The organism is Kothea flammea (genome assembly GCF_052161645.1).
GTDB lineage: Bacteria > Planctomycetota > Planctomycetia > Pirellulales > Pirellulaceae > Laterigemmans.
On record NZ_CP197414.1, the window covers coordinates 2,123,853 to 2,141,218 of the forward strand.

The following is a 17,366-nucleotide window of genomic DNA, read 5'->3' on the forward strand; positions in this document are numbered from 1 at the left end:
CAAAGAAATTATTGTGAACATTGGAAATTTATCGACCCAGCAGTGTTTCGAGTTGGCGGACTGTCCGGGTCAGCGTGACTCGGATGGCTGCGTCACTCTTGCCGGTGCGGCTGGCAATTTCTTTAGTGGACAACTGTTCGACATACCGCCAGCGGATGATTTCACGTTTTGCTGGCTCCAACCGCTCGATAGCCTCTCGCACACGCGCGATTTTGACATTTCGGCTGAACGCGGCCGAGGGAGTGGTCATGCTGTTGGACAGCAGATCGGCAAACCCGCCCCCCTGCTCCGCTCCGGCAAAAGCGGCATCTAGCGAGCACTGTTTGGCAGCGTTGCGGCGTTCCGCGGCAAAATGGTAGCGGTGAGCGTCGACCACGCGGCGACGGATCAGTCCGAACAGCCAGGCTAGCGGGTCCAATTCCGGTCCGGCGACCTCGGCCAATGAAGTCACGGCGCTGGTGATTGCTTCCTGCAGCAAGTCCTCGGGTTCGACTTGGGCCAGCAACGCGTCCCCTGCCACTCGGCGAATGAATGCGAGCAATCTGGCCTGTTGTTGATCGGCCAGCGTCGCCAACGCGATCGCATCCCCTCGGCGAATCGCCGCGATTAACGCCTCGTCTTCATCGCTAGGCTGAAAATTCATGAGCATGCCACGGAATTGGGAGAATCGACTTAGTCGCTCGCCAGCAGTTGGCGCGTGCTGTCGAGCACTACGATAACATAAAGTAGGATGGGTCTCCCTGCGCGTCTTTCAAGAGACTTAACTTTTTGAACCCATATCCTCGGGAACGTGCTCGTGCTCGAATATGCAAACGCTGCCGAAGAAAAAAAATCACAAACGACAGACGCAGGATAAAGAAGATTTCATGTATAAAGACGGGTCTGGAGACCCATCCTACCTTCCGAATCGACTGATGGGACCGCGTGGCTTTGCAGGGAGCATCAATTGCCCAAACCCGATCATTCCAGCTTGACCGGCAACACGTTCTCAGCCGAGACGTTACCGTTAGATTTTGAAGGTTGCTTGGAGAAATTTGCCCAAGTCGCACCGTTGAAAAACCTCTGCGATTTGGCTCGCTTTCTCGGTGCGGGGAATCAAGCTTCGCAGCGCCTGGTCGCTTGGGAACTGATCAAACTTGATCTTACCGAAGCCTTGCAAGCTGGTATTGATCGAGTGATTGAGGACTACTGCGACGCGTTGCCTGAGCTCTTGCCGCTCGACCAAGTCCCGATCGACGTGGTGTTGGAAGACCAAGTTGTCAGGCAAAGCCATGGTGGGGCGGTTGAATTAGCTCAGTATCGCTGGCGATTTCCACACTTGCAAACAGCGCTCGATCGCTTCGGCTTGTCGACTGGTCCGCAGCAAATTAGCAACGAGACCTTGCCGGCGGACAGCCGCATTGATGAGTTTGTGATTGTCAGATTGCTGGGACGCGGCGCCTTCGCTAGCGTCTATCTGGCTCGGCAAGAAACAATGCAGCGGCTCGTCGCGCTCAAGTTAGCGTCTCGCTCGGGGGATGAATCCCAGGCGCTCGCCCGCTTGGATCATTCTAATATTGTTCGCGTCTATGACCAACGTAGCCGTCAGCAACCGCCCCATGAATTGATTTACATGGAGTACCTACCAGGCGGCACGTTGGCTGATGTGATCGCCCAATTGGCCGGTTCTCCCGCGGAGATGTCCGCTCAAGGGGCTGAAAAAGTGTCTGAACAGACAGGTGTCAGTGGACTTGCATTACCTGCTGGCGGGCGCGCACTGCTGGATTGCGTCGATAAACATTTGATTGGTTCTGGGCAACTGCCACCGGAGCACTCCGAATCGCGTCACTGGTTGGCAGAGGCTGATTGGCCTTCCACGGTCGCCAGGATTGGTTTTCAATTGGCGCAAGCGCTTGATTATGCCCACCGCCAGGGAGTTTGTCATCGCGACGTGAAGCCGGCCAACGTCTTGATGACGGCCGAAGCGATTCCCAAGTTGGCAGATTTTAACGTCAGCGTTGCGGGCGGGGACAGCTGCGCGGATGCAGCCGAAAACTTTGGTGGTTCGTTGGCTTATATGTCTCCAGAGCAGCTATTCGCCGCCGATCCGACCGACTCGCGTCAAGCGGGTGACTTAGATGGCCGCTCAGATCTTTATTCCCTGGCCATTTTGTTATGGGAGTTATGGAAGGGGGAACGACCATGGCAGAGTCCGCAGACGCCGCAATCTTTTTCGGCAGCAATTGCATTACAAATTGAGTTGCGTGGTCAGGAGTTAGCTTTGCCGGTCAGTGGCAGCGCGACTGAGCGGGCTTTGGGTGGCGTGTTATCTGACACTTTGCGTTTGGATCGTGATTTGCGTCCAGCGACAGGCGCCAAGTTGGCGGGCCAACTGCGATTGGCGCTTTATCCTGAATCCGCCCCGATGTTTTATCCTCAGCCGGGAGGTTTGCGGCAATCATTATTGCGTTTACCCGTTTGGTTGTTGACCGGCTGCATTATTTTGCTACCCAATGCGGCCGCTGGTTGGTTCAATTACGAATATAACCGGGTGCAGATTTTAGAACGTTTTGCCGAGATAAATATTGAAGCTACTTTCTATCCGTTGGCAACGTCGGTCAATTTAATTGCCTATCCATTGGGCGTGATATTATTAGTGTTGTTCACGCGGCCGATTGCCAGAGGCATCGAAGCTGCTCGGCACGGCCGAGCGGTACCGGAAGGATCACTGCGAGCGGCTTGGCAGTTGGGAATGTGGGCGGCCGTCATCGGCGGCTCGCTGTGGACCTTGGCGGGACTCGTTTATCCGTTAGTTTTAAAAGCTTGTCATCCCGAGTTTACTTGGGATGCCGCTGCGCACTTTTTCATGTCATTAGTGCTATGCGGCGGAGTCGCTTGGACGTTACCTTTTTTTGGTGGGGCTGCTGCGGGAGTCTTGTTGTACTATCCGGTCTTGGTCGCTCCCACGATGGAAGATGTTAACTTTGAGAACCGGATTCGCACGCTGCGGCGCACTGGCGGGCGTTATTTAATCGCAGCCGCGATGGTGCCGTTATTAGCTGCAGCGCTGATCTCTGAAACCGAAGCACGTTGGATTTTGATGTTGACACTTTTCGCAACGGGCTTAGGAGTACTCAGTTCCTTCATCGCCTACCAACGCTTCGAGGAAGCATTCCAGCGTCTCTCCGCCGCCATCACAAAGTAAAAGTGGAATAGGCTTCCAGCCTTTTTATACCCCAGAACTCATTTGAGAGAACACAGCGTAGGCTTCGACGATCGTTGAGAAACGGCTCATTCCTCGCCAAATTGTTTTGGAGCCTGGAGGACCTTGTGCTTTCTTGTTGATGTAGCCACCGAGCATAGCGATCGATTTCATAAATATCTCCATCGTCGGTGGCTCGTTCGGCTTCACCGGTCGACGATGCAAAAAGAGCATCACCGCCATCCACTCTTGATCAGTAAAGTATTCCGTGCATGGGGCATCCGGATCGCTCCGCGTCGCCCCCTTGAGGTATTCCACTCGCCAAGCAACTACCGTCAACATCGAGAACGCCCGAAGATATCGCTCCAGCGTTTCGTACTTCATGTCCTCCACATTCAAACCACTCTTGAGCGTTTTGAAATACAATTCGACACTCCAACGGACGCAGTAACCTTCGAGAACCGCGTTAATCTCTTGGGCTGTACCGATCGGCAACGTCGTCAACAAAACCCAGCGGATCGGCGAGTCGCTAGCAGGCGGAGCGATCTCGAGCGATTCAACCACATTGATCCACACGTTGGGCAATGTCCCACCACCGACGCGGCGACCACCGGCTACCTTCAGGCGGACAGAGCGATACTGCACCAAGGCCTCGCGGGACATGCGAGCTTGCTTACGAACACGCTTTGTATCATCAGGAAGCACCGGAGCGTCGCGACCGCCGATGCAAACAGTCTTTTCCCCTCGCCAGGACACCTTCGAAAGGGCTTCGTCAATCGTCTCGACGCCCGCGATCGGCTCGCCGGTCAACGCGTTTCTGGCTTCAATGATTTTCTCGGTGCGGCAGTGGCGAATGATAAAATCAAAGTTATCGGGAAACTCGTTAGCTTGAGTAAGCAATTCACCGATATCGGCTTCGCTGTCTGCCAAAAGTGTAAATTGAGTTTGCGGCATTAATCGAGCGATTTGCTCACCACTTTGCATCATCTCAAGCCACCGGCAGCTCTCCTTTTCTTCAAAACATCGCCGTTTTTGGTTGGCTTTTCGTTCCTTGGCGGTCACTTCCAGTGAAGCCGGATCCCGTGTCCACAAGACCTGATCGACGACCCCCAGGGGAAGGCCGTCCCGATTGACGGCATAGAGCGGATGATAGAAAAAACCGACCCGTTTGTCAGTTCCCAACGGCCCGGCCCCGGCGACTTGCTGTTTGGGCTTAGTCAGGTCAAATTCGCTAGTGTCCTGGGAAAGAAAGACATGTGAATGCTCGGAGCAGCGTTTTCTTGTGGCCTGATGATGGGCGTCGAAGATTTCGTTGACATCCACGTTTGAGTTGTCGGTCAAGCGGTAGATTCCTTTGAGTTCGGCGTTCGAACGAGTGCGATCGGGCGTCGATTCGCCGATCTTTGCTGCCTGGGTTACAAACGCTCGGACACGCTTTTCTCGCTGCAAGTGACCAAGATCTAAAGTTTCAAACTCGCTAACTACCCAATCTGATACCATCTGGTTGCCTTCCGTGAAAAAATTGAACCTCCATCGTGTCCGATTATTCTCTTAGGCTCCAAAATAGGCAAGAAAAAGTTCTGGGGTATAAAAAGGCTTCCAGCCTGTAAAGAAAAGGTGGAATAGGCTTTTTGCTCCACATATTTTTTGACCCCCACGAGCTCGTCTCGTGGGTGAATAAGGTTCGCAAGCTAGACACCGACGCCCTCCCATTCCACCGAGTTTAACTTTTGCTTGCCGCTTAAAGCGGCGAGCAAAAAGTTAAACTCGGACGGTTGCGCAAATTGAGGCTTGCGTCTAGCTTGCCAACCTCGGCTTCCTGCCAGGCGAGCTGGCAGGGGAGCAATAAATAGGCTCCTAACCAAACAGCCCGGTAAGCCCGCCGTCGCCGCAGAAATCGGGGTTACCAAAATTTTCTACTGGATAGCCCATACCTTCGCAGATACTCATTAGCAGACGGTTGTGAGGCACCTTGCCGAAGTCCATCGCTTGGCCCATCGAGAAGCCCAAGCCTTCACCGATCATCACAAACGGAATGTTGTTACGCGTGTGGGAGTTCCCCTTACCTAACTCGTTCGTCCAGATGATCGTCGTGTTATCCAGCAGCGAGCCTTGGCCGCCCGGCTCTGGCGTAGCAGCCAGTCGTTTCGCCAAGTAGGCAACTTGCTCGCAGTACCACGTATTGATTTTGATCAATTTCTCGTAGGAAGTTTCGTTGCTATCGGGTTCGTGCGAAAGGGTATGGTGTCCTTCGTCGATATCGAGCCAGCGCATCCGAGGTTGTCCCACGCTGTTGGTGATTTGGAAGGTCGCCACGCGAGCGAAATCTGCTGCAAAACTGTTCACCAAGAGGTCCATTTGGGTCTTGGTGATCATCGGCATATTGTCGTTGTCTTCGTCGATGTTCGCAGGCAATTCGGGAATGGCGTGCCCGACATCGCCCCGCTTTGCCAATTGCTCTTGCTCGGTCTTTAGCTCTTGTTCGACTTGACGCACCATCGTCATGTGTTCTTCGAGCATTTGACGGTCTTCGGCGCTGATCGACTGCTTAACTGCCTTCAGTTCGGCCGTGATCTCATCCAGCACGCTGGACAACAGCTTGCGGTTTTTGGTTTGACCGTACAGTTTGTCAAACATTTTGTAAGGGTTATCGATCGGCGCGACAGGCTGGTTTGGGCCCGCGTACGACATGCGGGTCCAGGTATCGGCACGGTCGGGCACCATGACACCGAACTCCAGCGAACCAAACCGCGTTTGCGACTCGGCATCGGCCTGCAAGCAATTCCGCAAGTGCTGATCGACCGAGATCCCTTGTGACCATCCGGCGGGCGTGTCCGAGCCACCCTGCACATCGCCGGGAAACAACTCGATACCGGTCAACAAGCAGCCGATGCCCCGCATGTGGCCGTCGCCGTCCCCTTTGATCTGATTGCAAACCCCATGCAAGGTCAACGTCCGTTCGCGGAGATCGCTCAGCGGTTGGAGGATGCGCTTCAGCTCAAAATCTTTGCCTAGCGTTTCCGGCCAAAAGTGTTGGGGAATGACGCCGTTGGGGCTGAAGACAAACACAACCCGCTTTTTCGGCTTGGTCGTCGCCGCAGCGGCCCAGCCCAAACTGGGAAGGCCCATCAACAAATTCGCCGCAGCCGCACTCAAGCCGGTTCGTTTCAGGAACTCACGTCGCGAGGATTGATAGTGTGGGGTATTCATTTCAAGATTCCTGCAAGTCCGGGGAGTGAGGTTGGCGAGCCGCGATCACAGCGACTTCGACGATCAGCTCGCGGATGTTAAAACCACTAGCTCTAAACTTTTCCACTAGCGCCGCTTGGGTGTTTGGCCCAAACGCGGCGATGGGTTGTTTGACAAAATGTTGGAAGGCGCGGTTAACGAAAGCTTCTAGGGCATCATCGCTGGTTGCCAAGTAGTCCGCCAATTCGGCGGGTCCCACGAAGTCTACTAAATTTCCTTGGCGGTCGGTGTACGCACCGGTGGCGTCCACTGGTTTATCGGCATCCGTGGCGCGATAACGCCCGATCGGATCGTAATTTTCCAGCACAAAACCGAGGCCGTTAATTTTGCTGTGGCAAACTTGACAGCTCTCAGGGCTGGTTTGCAAAGCCACGCGTTCTCGGGTATTCAAGTCGGGGTGTAAGTCGGGGCTGAGTGGCGGAAAGACGTCGGCTGGGGGACGCAACGTGCGGCCCAGCAGGTGCCGGATCAGAAACACGCCGCGATGAATCGGCGACGTCGCGTCGTGGTACGACAAGCCACTCATCAACAGCGGATGCGTCAGCACCCCAAAACGGTGTTCGGCATCTGGCTGACTCCGCCGCGGGCCTTGCCCTTCCTCCGCGGGCTGCCAACTATCACCGTAGACCTCCGCCAGGCGATCGGTCGTAAATGTCCACTTGGCCTGGAACAGTTGTCGATAATCGCTCGCTTCGCTCCAGACGACGGCGTCAAGAAAGGCCATTAAGGAACTACGCAAATCGCTGACCACTTGATCGTCAAAACCGGCGAACAACTCATCGTCTTTAGCGATCTCGTCAAAGTGGCCAAGGTCTAACCACTGCGTCAGCATCTCCCGCGTCTTCGCTTGTGCCCGATAGTCGTTGATCATCCTCGCGGCCGTCGCGCGGACTTGATCTTCACTGGTTAAGCGATCCTTTTCGGCCGCTTCCATCAACCAGCGATCGACAGGCAGCGAATCATATAAAACAAGCGCTAAACGATTCGCCGCTTGCTGAGATTCGCTACAATTCAGGTCAATGGTCGGATATAAGAAACGCGGGCTTTTGAGAGTTAGAATAATTGAGCGTTTGATCGCTTCTTTGTCGTCTTCCGTCGCATCGACTTGTTGGTCGACGTAAGTTTGCCGTTGCGCATCAGTCAGTGGACCGCGGAACGCGCGGCTGGCGAGCCCCGCCAGAAAGTCACGCAGGCGTTGGCGATTCTCATTCGAATCATCGCGGTGCCGACGCTCGTATTGCGGCCACAGTTCGCTGATGGCGATTTCGGCAAACTCCAATGCCGCAGCGGTCGTCGATTCGTCCCATTGGCGATCGATCGCGATCCCGCGCTCAAAGCCGTAACTGCGATCATCCGGAGGCAAATCGGTTTGCAAGGTGTAGACCGACGGAGCCCAACCTGGCAGCAGGTTGTGCGGCGGGATTATCTGCTCGGCTTGTTGCGGGGGCACCCAGCTCAAGGAGATGCTGGCGGGCGGTTGTTCGGTGGAACGCTCGCGCTGCGTAAAGTCAATTTTGAAGGGGTATATGCGACCGGCGGTGAGCACGATGGTTTCGCGAAACTCAGTCTTATCACCCGACTGCACGTGGTTATTGATGAACTCTCGGCTGTGGTTGCCGAATTGCATCACGAACGAGCAGGTGCTGCGAACCACCATCTCATACTTGCCCGTTACGTCCGCTCGGATGCTACCTTCCCAATTGATCGCGAACGACTTGGGCTCGATCCCTTCGCCGGGACTTTCGTGGCCAAAGTCGAAATCGATCACGGGATCAATCCGCTCGATCTTGACATTTTCTTTTTTGCGGCGTGCGCCGGCGTAATAAGTGGCTTTGATGCCACGTTCTTGTTTAACGTTGGCAACTTGGTCGTTAGCCGCGTAAAGGTCGGCCAAGCTTTGTCGCAGTTGGTTCGCGGTCAAGCGAGCGAGGGCGACGCGAGGGGGGCGTTTTTTCAGGCGGGCCGCTTCGCTGTAGAAGCTATGGTGGATGAAAGCGGCCACGGCGGCGGCATCTTCACCCTCGCACAGCTCGGGATCATCCTCAGGCATGGTTTCGGCGATCGTCTCGGTCAATTGACCAATTGAATCGTCACCCATTAGCCGATCTGGGTAGTAGGCGTCGACCCCTTCACCAGCCTCGCCGTGACATTCCGCACAGCGATTACGATAAATTTCTTCGCCGCGGGCCCGCAACTCTTCGTCGGAAATTTGCGGCGCGACAGCAATCGCATCGCTCGACAGCAGCGAAAGTATTGCGGTCGATAATAAAAGCCAACCAGTGCTACGCGAGGCGAGCATGCGGTTGCCGGTGCGATTCGGCCTATCCAGCATCAAAGTGGTTGCTCCAAAGACGCAAGTGAATGGTGGGCGCTTGCTTTTAGGGCCAAGTGGCCTGCAAGCGAAACCAAAAAGGTGGGAGTGTGGAAACGGGAGTCTCCACAATGTTGTAGGTGGGCTTATTTCTCCGCATTGTAACCGATCGTCGACCAGAAGGAAAACAGAGTCGCCAAAGTCGCCTTTCGCTCCGCCAAAAGTCCAAGCAAGCTCGCCAAAATCCGCCATTCGCAAAGCCATCCCCGACATACGGTGGCGAATCGCAGAGCGGCAGACAATAATGTGTGGAAACAATCATCCCCTCGGAGTAAACCCATGCTGCGTTACCAAAGTTTCGTTTTCGCCGCCCTATTCTCGCTCACCGTAGTCGCTCAAGAAGCGGACCAAAAGGCGCCCCCCGAGCCGGCGGGCATGCAATCGCTGTTTGATGGCGAAACTTTGGCTGGGTGGGATGGCGATCCGCGGTTGTGGTCGGTGAAAGATGGCGTGATTCACGGGCAAACGACTGAGGAAAACAAGGCCAACGGAAATACGTTTTTGATTTGGCAAGGAGGCGAGCTGAATGATTTTGAACTGCGATTGTCGTTCCGCTGCACCGCCACCAACAATTCGGGGATTCAATATCGTTCACGGCACATCACGGAAGGCAAACCACGGAACGCTTGGGTGGTGCGTGGATATCAGCACGAGATCCGCAACGAAGAGACGCTGCCAAACGTTTCCGGCTTTATCTACGACGAAGGTGGCAAGCGGGGCCGCATCTGCTTGGTCGGCGAGCGAGCGGTGTGGACGACAGAGGGCAAGCAAGTCAAGGGTAACTTGATCTCGAAAGCCGAGTACAAAGAGTTGTTCAATGTCGACCAGTGGAACGACGTGATCATCATTGCCAAGGGAAATCGCCTCAGGCACTACATGAATGGCCGCTTGGTGCTCGATTTCACCGACGAGCACCCCGAGTTGGCACTCAGCAGCGGAGTGTTAGCCCTGCAACTCCACGCCGGCAAACCGATGTGGGCCGAATTCAAAGACATTCGGATGAAGTAGTAGCTAGATGCTAGTAGCTAGATGCTAGTGGGGGGTGTGCATGCGAGGTGCTCTTTCGATCCAGCTTGGGTTACGTGGCACCCTTCCAGCCGCTTTCTTTCTCCCCTAGCCACTAACGTCTAGCATCTAGCCGCTAGCAACTAGCATCTTCTAGCTAAACTTCTTCGTTTACGGCCGCGTCGTGCGCTTGATCGTGGCTGGCGTCCCACTCCACCCCCAATCTCTGGACGGCGGCGTGCAGGCGGCTTTTCACCGTCCCCACGGGAATCCCTAAGATTTCGGCCGCTTCGCGATACTTCAGCCCTTGGTAATAGACCAGATGGATCGCCTGCTTCATCGAATCGCCCAGCGAATCGACAGCGTCGCGAACCCATTGACCATGCTCGCGGCTGGCCGCTTCGGCTAGCGGATCAGGCCCATCGCCGACCAGTTTCTCCGACCAATGGCCGTCAGAATCGTCCGTCGTCGCCGTGCGGTCCAAGCTGGCCATGCGGTGCCGCTTGTTCCTACGCTGCACGTCGATCGCTTGATTCGTCGCGATGGCGTACAACCAGGGCCGAAACCGACGCCCCGAATCGAACTGGTCACATTTCAAATGAACTTGCAGAAAAGCTCCCTGAAAAGCATCCTCGGCCATCTCGGCGTCACCCAAGTAGCGACGCAAATAGCTGAACAATTCTCGCTGGTATCTGCGCATTAATATTTCGAAAACCGATCGATCACCGCTCACCTGATATTCGAGCAACAACTGCTCGTCGGTGGCGACGTCAAAATTCGTGATCTCGGTATTGTTCTGAAAAGCTTTCGTATTCACGCGTTTCCATCTCGTCAACAAGAGACGCTCGGGTTACTCGCTACGTAGTCTATCCGCCGATCGCCCATCGGTCAAAACATAGACCGAATAATCCCCACCCGAAATAACCGGTACAAGTGTGTTCACCGGAAAAAATTGCATTTTCCTTCAAGCTTGACAGTCTGAGAAAAATTGTCAGTTCCAGCGGTGTAGTCAATTCCTTTAACTGGCGTTCCCCGTATCCTATGGGGGTTATTTTTCCCAGACGTTCTTTGGAGGCACCACCGCCTTGTCCCCTTCCAAACGCTACCGTTGGGCCGCACCCGGCGATGTTAATGCCTTTTTTGGGCTGATGTTGGACAATATCGCGGGTCTGATCCTGACGGTCAGTCTGCTGACGTTCGTATTCGGCTGGCCGTCGGACTTTGTCATCAGCCATATGGTGCCCGGCACGGCCATCGGCGTCATGCTGGGTGATTTGATGTTTTTCGCTTTGGCGATCCTGATCGCCCGTCGTACTGGCCGCAGCGACATCACCGCCATGCCGCTGGGCATCGACACCCCCAGTATTTTCGGCATTATCTTTTTCGTGCTCGGGCCGGCCTTCCAAATCGCCAGCCAAACGATGACCGAGCTTGATGCGGCCCGGCACGCGTGGCACATCGGCATCTGTTCTTTGGTCTTCGCTGGGATTTTCAAGCTTTGCTGTGCTCCGTTCAGCGGTTGGGTGCGGCGGATTGTACCCCGCGCCGGGCTGCTCGGTTCGTTGGCCGCGATCGCCTTGGTGCTGATTAGTTTTTTGCCGCTGCTGGACATTTTCGCACATCCATTGCCCGGGTTCGTCGCCTTGGCGATCGTGCTGACCACCTTGATCGGCCGCGCGCCGCTCCCCGGTAGGCTCCCCGGCACGCTTGGCGCGCTGCTGATCGCCGGTTCGATTTACTACTTGATGCAAGCCCTCGGGGTGGCGGGCTACGAGGCGGCCACCCCTTCGGTAACCGAGTGGTTTCCGGGGGGCTGGACTTCGGCCTTCACCATGCAGTGGCTCTCCGCCGCCGGTGACTCGCTGACCTATCTACCCGTCGTTTTGCCGTTTGCCCTGGCGACCGTCGTGGGCGGGATTGATTGCACGGAAAGTGCCGCAGCAGCTGGCGATGAATACCCCACCGGCACAGTCATCGGGATCGAAGCGGTCGCCACATTGGCTGCCGGATTCTGCGGCGGAGTGATCCAGACGACGCCTTACATTGGTCATCCAGCTTACAAAGCAATGGGCGGACGAGCGGCTTACGTGTTGGCAACGGCCCTGCTGGTCGGTTCCGCGGGGACAGTCGGCTATTTCGGCTTTCTGCTCGACTGGATCCCCAAGCCGGCGGTCTTTCCGATTCTCATTTTTGTCGGTTTAGAGATCACGGCGCAAAGTTTTCTAGCCACCCCGCGGCGACATTACGCAGCCGTAGCCCTGGCCTGCGTTCCCGCGCTGGCATTTTTGGCCGACAGTTTCCCGGGCCGTTTGCTAGGGGACGAGGCCTTGATTTCGGCCGGGATTACGGCGGAAACGCTGGCGAATGAAGAGTTGCGGCACAATTTGGTCACGTTGGGGGTGTTGAAAAGTGGCTTTATTTTGACCAGCCTGCTGTGGGCTTGGGCCTTAGCCTCGATCATCGACGGCAACTTGCGTCGCGCCGGCACGGTGTTGCTGGCCACCGCCGGGTTTACGCTGTTCGGCGTGATCCACAGCCCACTGGCTGGAAATCGACTGTTTTTGCCGCTCGGCCCCAGCGATTGGTCAGCGTTTGTGTTGCCGATCGATTTGCGGGGGATCACGTTTGAGTACGCCGGGGGTTACGCCGTGGCGGGGCTGTTGTTAATCGTTTGGGGCTGGTGGTTAGGCCCGCGAGCTGCGGAAATTGCCGCAGTCGACCATGAAGCTGGTTTTTCTGGCGAAGGACATCAAGAATCATGAGTGATGCATCTCATTCCGGCGGCGAGCAATTTCCCCCGGCGTCGGCCAGCTCTGTGCCGCGGACGCTCGAACCCGAGTTGATGGACACGGCGGCTGACGCGGAACTTTACGATGCCATGGATCACGCCGAGGTCAATCGTAACTTTGTCAGTGACTTCATCAACTTGGCTCCCGGTTGGGCTGAGCGGTTACCCGCTCCGCCCCGCATTATCGACCTCGGCTCGGGGACGGCGCGGATTCCCATCGAGTTGTGTCGGCAATTGCCGGGTGCTCAAGTGGTCGCCGTCGATGCGGCGCTCCACATGCAGCGGATCGCCCAGCGAAACGTGGCGGCAGCCGATCTCAGTGAGTTCATTACCCTATCGACTTGTGATGTAAAGACGCTGAGCGAATTTCCTGATGCAAGTTTTGATGCGGTGATCAGTAATACATTGTTCCATCACTTGGCCGACCCCGAAGTGGTGTTACGGCAAGCGTTACGCGTGCTCAAACCAGCGACGGGGCGGTTATTCATTCGCGATTTATTGAGGCCAGAAACGACCGCCGAGATTGATCGTTTGACGGCTTTGTATGCTGGCCAAGAAGTGGAGCAATCTCGCGAGTTATTAAGGCAATCATTACATGCCGCGTTAACTTTACAAGAAGCCCGGGAGATGGTGGCGAACTGTGGTTTGGAGCCGCAAAGGTTACAACCGACCAGCGACCGCCATTGGACGTTGGCATAGTCGCCTTTCGCTGACACAATGCTTCCGCCGGGCTTGCCCCGGCCGGGGCAACAACTGGCGGCTACAGTTGGCATTACACTCGCCGCCGCCGCACCGCCCGCGATTCGCCTTCAGCGAATCGCGGGCGGTGCGGCGATTTTCAAGACGCTCCCTTGGTAGCTACCACTTGTGATCCCGGCCGGGGCAAGCCCGGCGGAAATCGAATTGCTTTTTTCCTCCCAAACGAACGCTTGATACCAGCATGACAGCCAGCACGCAGTGGATAGCGGTGGTGGCCGCATCACCGAGTGGAGTGATCGGCCGGGATGGAGATATGCCCTGGCAGTTGGGGTCCGACTTGCGGCGTTTCAAGCGTCTCACGATGGGGCATCCAATCGTGATGGGGCGTAAGACTTATGATTCGATCGGGCGACCATTGCCGGGGCGGCAAAACATAGTACTCTCGCGCACGCGAGCGACGATCCCAGGGGTGGATGTGATAGATTCCTTCCAGCAGATGGAAGATATCTGTCAAACGGCCGAGCAAGTCTACGTGATCGGGGGAGCCAGCATCTATGAGATGTTGTTACCGAAGTGTCAAGCGATTTATTTGACAAGAGTCTGGACAGAAACCAGCGGCGATACGCAGTTGGAGATTAACTTTGGCGAATATCGCTGCGAGCTGCAAGCCCGCTATCCGCAAACGGATAAAGACTCGCACGCTACAGAGTTTCAAATCTGGAAAAAGCGGGTTAGCAGTTAGCGGCTAGCGGCTAGTGGCTAGTGGCTAGTGGCTAGTGGCTAGTGGCTAGTGGCTAGTGGCTAGTGGCTAGTGGCTAGTGGCTAGTGGCTAGTGGCTAGTGGCTAGTGGCTAGTGGCTAGTGGCTAGTGGCTAGTGGCTAGCAGTTCGCGGGATAGAACGCTCTCTGGACCAACATTTGCACAAAATCGCTCGCAGCCGCGAATCTCCGCGGCCACTACGTGCAAATGCCGAAGTCTCCAATCAACTCATTGACCAATATGCGATTGTTAAAATCGACGCTCCAGGCCTTCATTGACGACGACTGTTTGACGATGGCAGCCGCCTTGGCGTACTACACCGTGTTCGCGCTCCCCCCGCTGCTGTTCCTGCTGCTGACAATTGTCACCTGGGGCATGTCATTGGCTTACGACTCCGACCAAGCGGAAAGCAAGGCCAATGACTTGATCGAGGAACAAGCGTCCGAGATGGTCGGCAACGAAACGGTCGCGGCACAAATCAGCAACATGCTGGAGCAAAATCGTCAGCAATCAGGTCTGTGGTGGAAGTCGCTGATCAGCTTTTTGGCAATCGCCGTGGGGGCCACCGGCGCGATGGCCGCTTTGCAAAATTCGCTCAATCGAGCTTGGCACGTGCAGCCCGCCCCGGCATCGAGTGCGGTAAAAACTTTTTTGCAAAAGCGACTGCTTTCACTCGGCTTGATCCTGGGACTCGGCGTGTTACTGCTGATCTCCTTGGTGATTTCGACCATGTTCAACACCGTGGGGAGCCAAGTCGGTGGCTGGGTCGGTATGCAAGAATCGGCGTTGATGGTGATCAATTACGCAATCAGCATGGTGGTCACGCTTTTTATCTTCGCCGCTTTGCTGAAATTTATGCCCGACGCCAAGATCGGCTGGCAGGAGGCGACGGTGGGAGCCGGCATCACCACCGTGTTATTTTTCATCGGCCGCTATTTACTCAGCCTCTATTTGACCTACAGCGAGCCGGCCGCCCAACTCGGCAGCGCCGCCGCATCCCTGGCGGTGCTCTTGATCTGGCTCTATTACTCAGCCCTGGTCTTTCTCCTGGGAGCCGAGTTTACGCAGAGCTGGGCCAAGATCTACGGTCGCAAGATCGTGCCGGAAAAAGGTGCCGTGCGAGTGCGATAGCAAGTGCTCCGCCACTGATCAAGTTCGCGTCATTACGATTACTTACAGTTGCGTGCTGTCGATCGTCTCACCGTCATCGATCACGCAGAGGTACATCCAGGTTAGCGGATCGACGGTGAAGGGATGAAAGTGAACGGAGCCATCAGCACGCACAATGTTCAGGCCGGTGGGGTGCGAACTGCCGAACATGCGTCGCCAGACAGTTCCGCCGGTGGTTCCACCAGTCCGCGGTTGAGCCGTAAAATCGCTTTCGGGGGGGAAATGATGACGGAGCGAATCAGTGTCCCAGCCGCTGTTGTTCCAACGTTCGTTATCGCCACCGTCGCGTCCGAATTCTGAGCGGGGCAAGCATTTCTCGCCAAACGCAATGCTGTTCGACAATCCATCGTGAAATTGCGACAAGATGCGGTACTCACCAAAACCGGGCCACAAAATAGCGCCGCGCAAGCCGGGGGTGTTACCGGTGTTCGGTGCTTGACTGATGCTGCGAGCTGGACTCAGCCCCAACGGCGGAGCGGGAATCACGTTGGTTCCGCTGTGGGGTGGACCTTGGTAAAAACCAGCGCAGCCGGCGTAGTCATGGCGAGCGAACAAGCCGTTATTGTAAAGACTGGGGGGCCGGCGGCTGGGGCAGTGGTAAACGGCTAGCGACACCCCGGCCACGTCATCTTCGCCGGCGTTGTTCGGTTGGTAGGGCCAATAAGGGGGCGCGTCGTTGCCCGCGTTGTAGAGGGCTTCCTGCTCAAGGTACGGCAAGATGTGGTAGAAGTGATTCCAGCCCCGGCGAGTGGCTGCGCGGCAGCAAGCTCGTTGCGGGTAACCGCCCGGGTTTGGGGCACCGCTGGTCGTAATCGCTTCAGGGTCGCCATCCATCGGGCCGGTGGGGTATTGTTGGCGAGCCGATTCGAAATTGAGCGCCGCCAAGCCCATCTGCTTGAGATTATTCTGACATTGCATCCGGCGAGCCGCTTCGCGAGCCGCTTGCACGGCTGGCAGCAGCAAGCCGACCAAGATTCCAATAATTGCGATCACCACCAATAGCTCGACCAGCGTAAAGCCGAATCGCTTACCTTGCTTACCTAACATCCCGATCATTCCCATAGAAAAAACAAACCCTGCAACCGTTCGACTCCCCACTATTCGTATCGACCGCAGTTTTAGTAGTAGCAGTTAGCGATGGCAATGAGCGCTGAAAAACCACATCAGGATTTAACCAATCCTTAGCATTTTAAGTGGAATAGGCTTCCAGCCTGTAAATGAACCTTAACCAAATTACTTGCAGGTTTCATACAGGCTGGAAGCCTATTCCACGTTCTTTACAGGCTGGAAGCCTATTCCACGTTCTTATACAGGCTGGAGGCCTATTCCACGTTCTTATACAGGCTGGAGGCCTATTCCACGTTCTTTACAGGCTGGAAGCTTATTCCACGTTCTTTACAGGCTGGAAGCCTATTCCACTTAGAATGCCATGATCTTTGGCAGTGGGTGACCAAGGGGAATGTTGTGCTGTAAGCGATAGGCTGCTGATGACCAGCGGTAGTCGCCTGGAGTGTTACAAAGTCCAGCTTTCACTGGATTGTTTTCGATATAGTGACAAATGCGAAGCAGTTCGGCTTCGTCGCGCGCAAAATGATCAAACGACTCGCGCTGCCAAAAAGGTCCCGTCTTCTGCAGTGTCCGATTACATAAATTGGCTGTATAGCTTTGGATGCTATGTGAGATCGATTCACGCGGTGACACGATCGGCTGGCCGGGCTGTCTGCTGGCTGCAAGTTGATCACACCAAGCTTGAGTCGGCAAGAATAGCCAATGATGATGACTGGGCATTACGACGAAAGCGAATAGCCGATAACGTTCATCGGCAAAATGCAAAAACGCGTTAAACACAATTCTTGCTAATCTGTCATCTTTCAAGTGGTTTACAGGCGAGGCATGATCAAGTAGCTCATCCACAAACTTGAAAACTAGCTTGTATTTTTTGTATTCCCACTCGGCTATTGTGAGATCATCAGGACAAGGCCGCTCATCAAGCATATTTCTGTAGCGTTTAATGTCGCTCAAGCCGGCGTTATTGACACTACCAAACAGGCATGCCGTGATGAAGTAAGGTTTATCATCAACATCGACATGAGGAAGCAGACGTTTGCGGAACAACGACATCGCACCAGTCCCATAAAAGTGGA

General features: G+C 55.4%; 13 protein-coding genes. 6 read left to right on the forward strand and 7 right to left on the reverse strand.

The window, feature by feature from the left end; translation table 11 throughout:
* Window positions 1–28 precede the first annotated feature (28 nt).
* Window positions 29–643 carry an RNA polymerase sigma factor gene (locus SH139x_RS07545; protein WP_488354664.1) on the reverse strand — a complete coding sequence of 205 codons (615 nt, stop codon included), beginning with the start codon at window positions 641–643 and terminating at the stop codon, window positions 29–31.
* A 303-nt stretch (window positions 644–946) separates the two neighbouring features.
* On the opposite strand from SH139x_RS07545, the gene SH139x_RS07550 reads away from it, so the two are divergent.
* A complete protein-coding gene (locus SH139x_RS07550; protein ID WP_488354665.1) occupies window positions 947–3,184 on the forward strand; it encodes a serine/threonine-protein kinase in 2,238 nt (745 codons plus the stop codon).
* A 24-nt stretch (window positions 3,185–3,208) separates the two neighbouring features.
* Here SH139x_RS07550 and SH139x_RS07555 read toward each other — a convergent pair whose 3' ends face one another.
* The 3 genes from SH139x_RS07555 to SH139x_RS07565 form a co-directional block, all read right to left on the reverse strand.
* Window positions 3,209–4,681 carry an IS4 family transposase gene (locus SH139x_RS07555; protein WP_488354666.1) on the reverse strand — a complete coding sequence of 491 codons (1,473 nt, stop codon included), beginning with the start codon at window positions 4,679–4,681 and terminating at the stop codon, window positions 3,209–3,211.
* 357 nt (window positions 4,682–5,038) lie between these two features.
* Window positions 5,039–6,391 carry a DUF1552 domain-containing protein gene (locus SH139x_RS07560; protein ID WP_488354667.1) on the reverse strand — a complete coding sequence of 451 codons (1,353 nt, stop codon included), beginning with the start codon at window positions 6,389–6,391 and terminating at the stop codon, window positions 5,039–5,041.
* Window position 6,392: 1 nt separating this feature from the next.
* Entirely contained in the window at window positions 6,393–8,762 is a 2,370-nt protein-coding gene (locus tag SH139x_RS07565; protein WP_488354668.1) for a DUF1588 domain-containing protein, read from the reverse strand.
* A gap of 318 nt (window positions 8,763–9,080) precedes the next feature.
* Between SH139x_RS07565 and SH139x_RS07570 the strand changes: the two genes are divergently transcribed.
* Window positions 9,081–9,809 (forward strand): 3-keto-disaccharide hydrolase, encoded by a 729-nt coding sequence (locus tag SH139x_RS07570; RefSeq protein WP_488354669.1) that lies wholly within the window; start codon window positions 9,081–9,083, stop codon window positions 9,807–9,809.
* 154 nt (window positions 9,810–9,963) lie between these two features.
* Here SH139x_RS07570 and SH139x_RS07575 read toward each other — a convergent pair whose 3' ends face one another.
* Complete coding sequence (locus SH139x_RS07575; protein ID WP_488354670.1) at window positions 9,964–10,623, reverse strand: RNA polymerase sigma factor; 660 nt, start codon at window positions 10,621–10,623, stop codon at window positions 9,964–9,966.
* 331 nt (window positions 10,624–10,954) lie between these two features.
* Between SH139x_RS07575 and SH139x_RS07580 the strand changes: the two genes are divergently transcribed.
* From SH139x_RS07580 to SH139x_RS07595, 4 genes are all read left to right on the forward strand, one after another.
* A complete protein-coding gene (locus SH139x_RS07580) occupies window positions 10,955–12,568 on the forward strand; it encodes a permease (RefSeq protein ID WP_488355981.1) in 1,614 nt (537 codons plus the stop codon).
* Window positions 12,565–13,293 carry a class I SAM-dependent methyltransferase gene (locus tag SH139x_RS07585; RefSeq protein ID WP_488354671.1) on the forward strand — a complete coding sequence of 243 codons (729 nt, stop codon included), beginning with the start codon at window positions 12,565–12,567 and terminating at the stop codon, window positions 13,291–13,293. Before SH139x_RS07580 ends, SH139x_RS07585 begins: the two co-directional genes overlap by 4 nt.
* Before the next feature lie 241 nt (window positions 13,294–13,534).
* Window positions 13,535–14,035, forward strand: coding sequence for a dihydrofolate reductase (locus tag SH139x_RS07590; RefSeq protein WP_488354672.1), 501 nt, complete (start codon window positions 13,535–13,537; stop codon window positions 14,033–14,035).
* 257 nt (window positions 14,036–14,292) lie between these two features.
* The gene (locus tag SH139x_RS07595; protein WP_488354673.1) at window positions 14,293–15,183 is read left to right on the forward strand and encodes a YihY/virulence factor BrkB family protein; all 891 of its coding nucleotides are present in this window, start codon (window positions 14,293–14,295) and stop codon (window positions 15,181–15,183) included.
* 42 nt (window positions 15,184–15,225) lie between these two features.
* Here the strand turns inward: SH139x_RS07595 and SH139x_RS07600 are convergent, their stop codons facing one another.
* Both SH139x_RS07600 and SH139x_RS07605 read right to left on the reverse strand, forming a co-directional pair.
* A complete protein-coding gene (locus SH139x_RS07600) occupies window positions 15,226–16,269 on the reverse strand; it encodes a DUF1559 family PulG-like putative transporter (RefSeq protein ID WP_488354674.1) in 1,044 nt (347 codons plus the stop codon).
* Window positions 16,270–16,641: 372 nt separating this feature from the next.
* Entirely contained in the window at window positions 16,642–17,343 is a 702-nt protein-coding gene (locus SH139x_RS07605) for a transposase (RefSeq protein WP_488354675.1), read from the reverse strand.
* Window positions 17,344–17,366 lie beyond the last annotated feature (23 nt).

Coding starts and splice junctions, on each gene's coding strand:
- SH139x_RS07555 (WP_488354666.1), bottom strand. CDS start 4,681: ATGGTATCAGATTGGGTAGTTAGCGAGTTTGAAACTTTAGATCTTGGT.
- SH139x_RS07595 (WP_488354673.1), top strand. CDS start 14,293: ATGCGATTGTTAAAATCGACGCTCCAGGCCTTCATTGACGACGACTGT.
- SH139x_RS07570 (WP_488354669.1), top strand. CDS start 9,081: ATGCTGCGTTACCAAAGTTTCGTTTTCGCCGCCCTATTCTCGCTCACC.
- SH139x_RS07605 (WP_488354675.1), bottom strand. CDS start 17,343: ATGTCGTTGTTCCGCAAACGTCTGCTTCCTCATGTCGATGTTGATGAT.
- SH139x_RS07560 (WP_488354667.1), bottom strand. CDS start 6,391: ATGAATACCCCACACTATCAATCCTCGCGACGTGAGTTCCTGAAACGA.
- SH139x_RS07545 (WP_488354664.1), bottom strand. CDS start 643: ATGAATTTTCAGCCTAGCGATGAAGACGAGGCGTTAATCGCGGCGATT.
- SH139x_RS07580 (WP_488355981.1), top strand. CDS start 10,955: ATGTTGGACAATATCGCGGGTCTGATCCTGACGGTCAGTCTGCTGACG.
- SH139x_RS07565 (WP_488354668.1), bottom strand. CDS start 8,762: ATGCTGGATAGGCCGAATCGCACCGGCAACCGCATGCTCGCCTCGCGT.
- SH139x_RS07600 (WP_488354674.1), bottom strand. CDS start 16,269: ATGTTAGGTAAGCAAGGTAAGCGATTCGGCTTTACGCTGGTCGAGCTA.
- SH139x_RS07585 (WP_488354671.1), top strand. CDS start 12,565: ATGAGTGATGCATCTCATTCCGGCGGCGAGCAATTTCCCCCGGCGTCG.
- SH139x_RS07590 (WP_488354672.1), top strand. CDS start 13,535: ATGACAGCCAGCACGCAGTGGATAGCGGTGGTGGCCGCATCACCGAGT.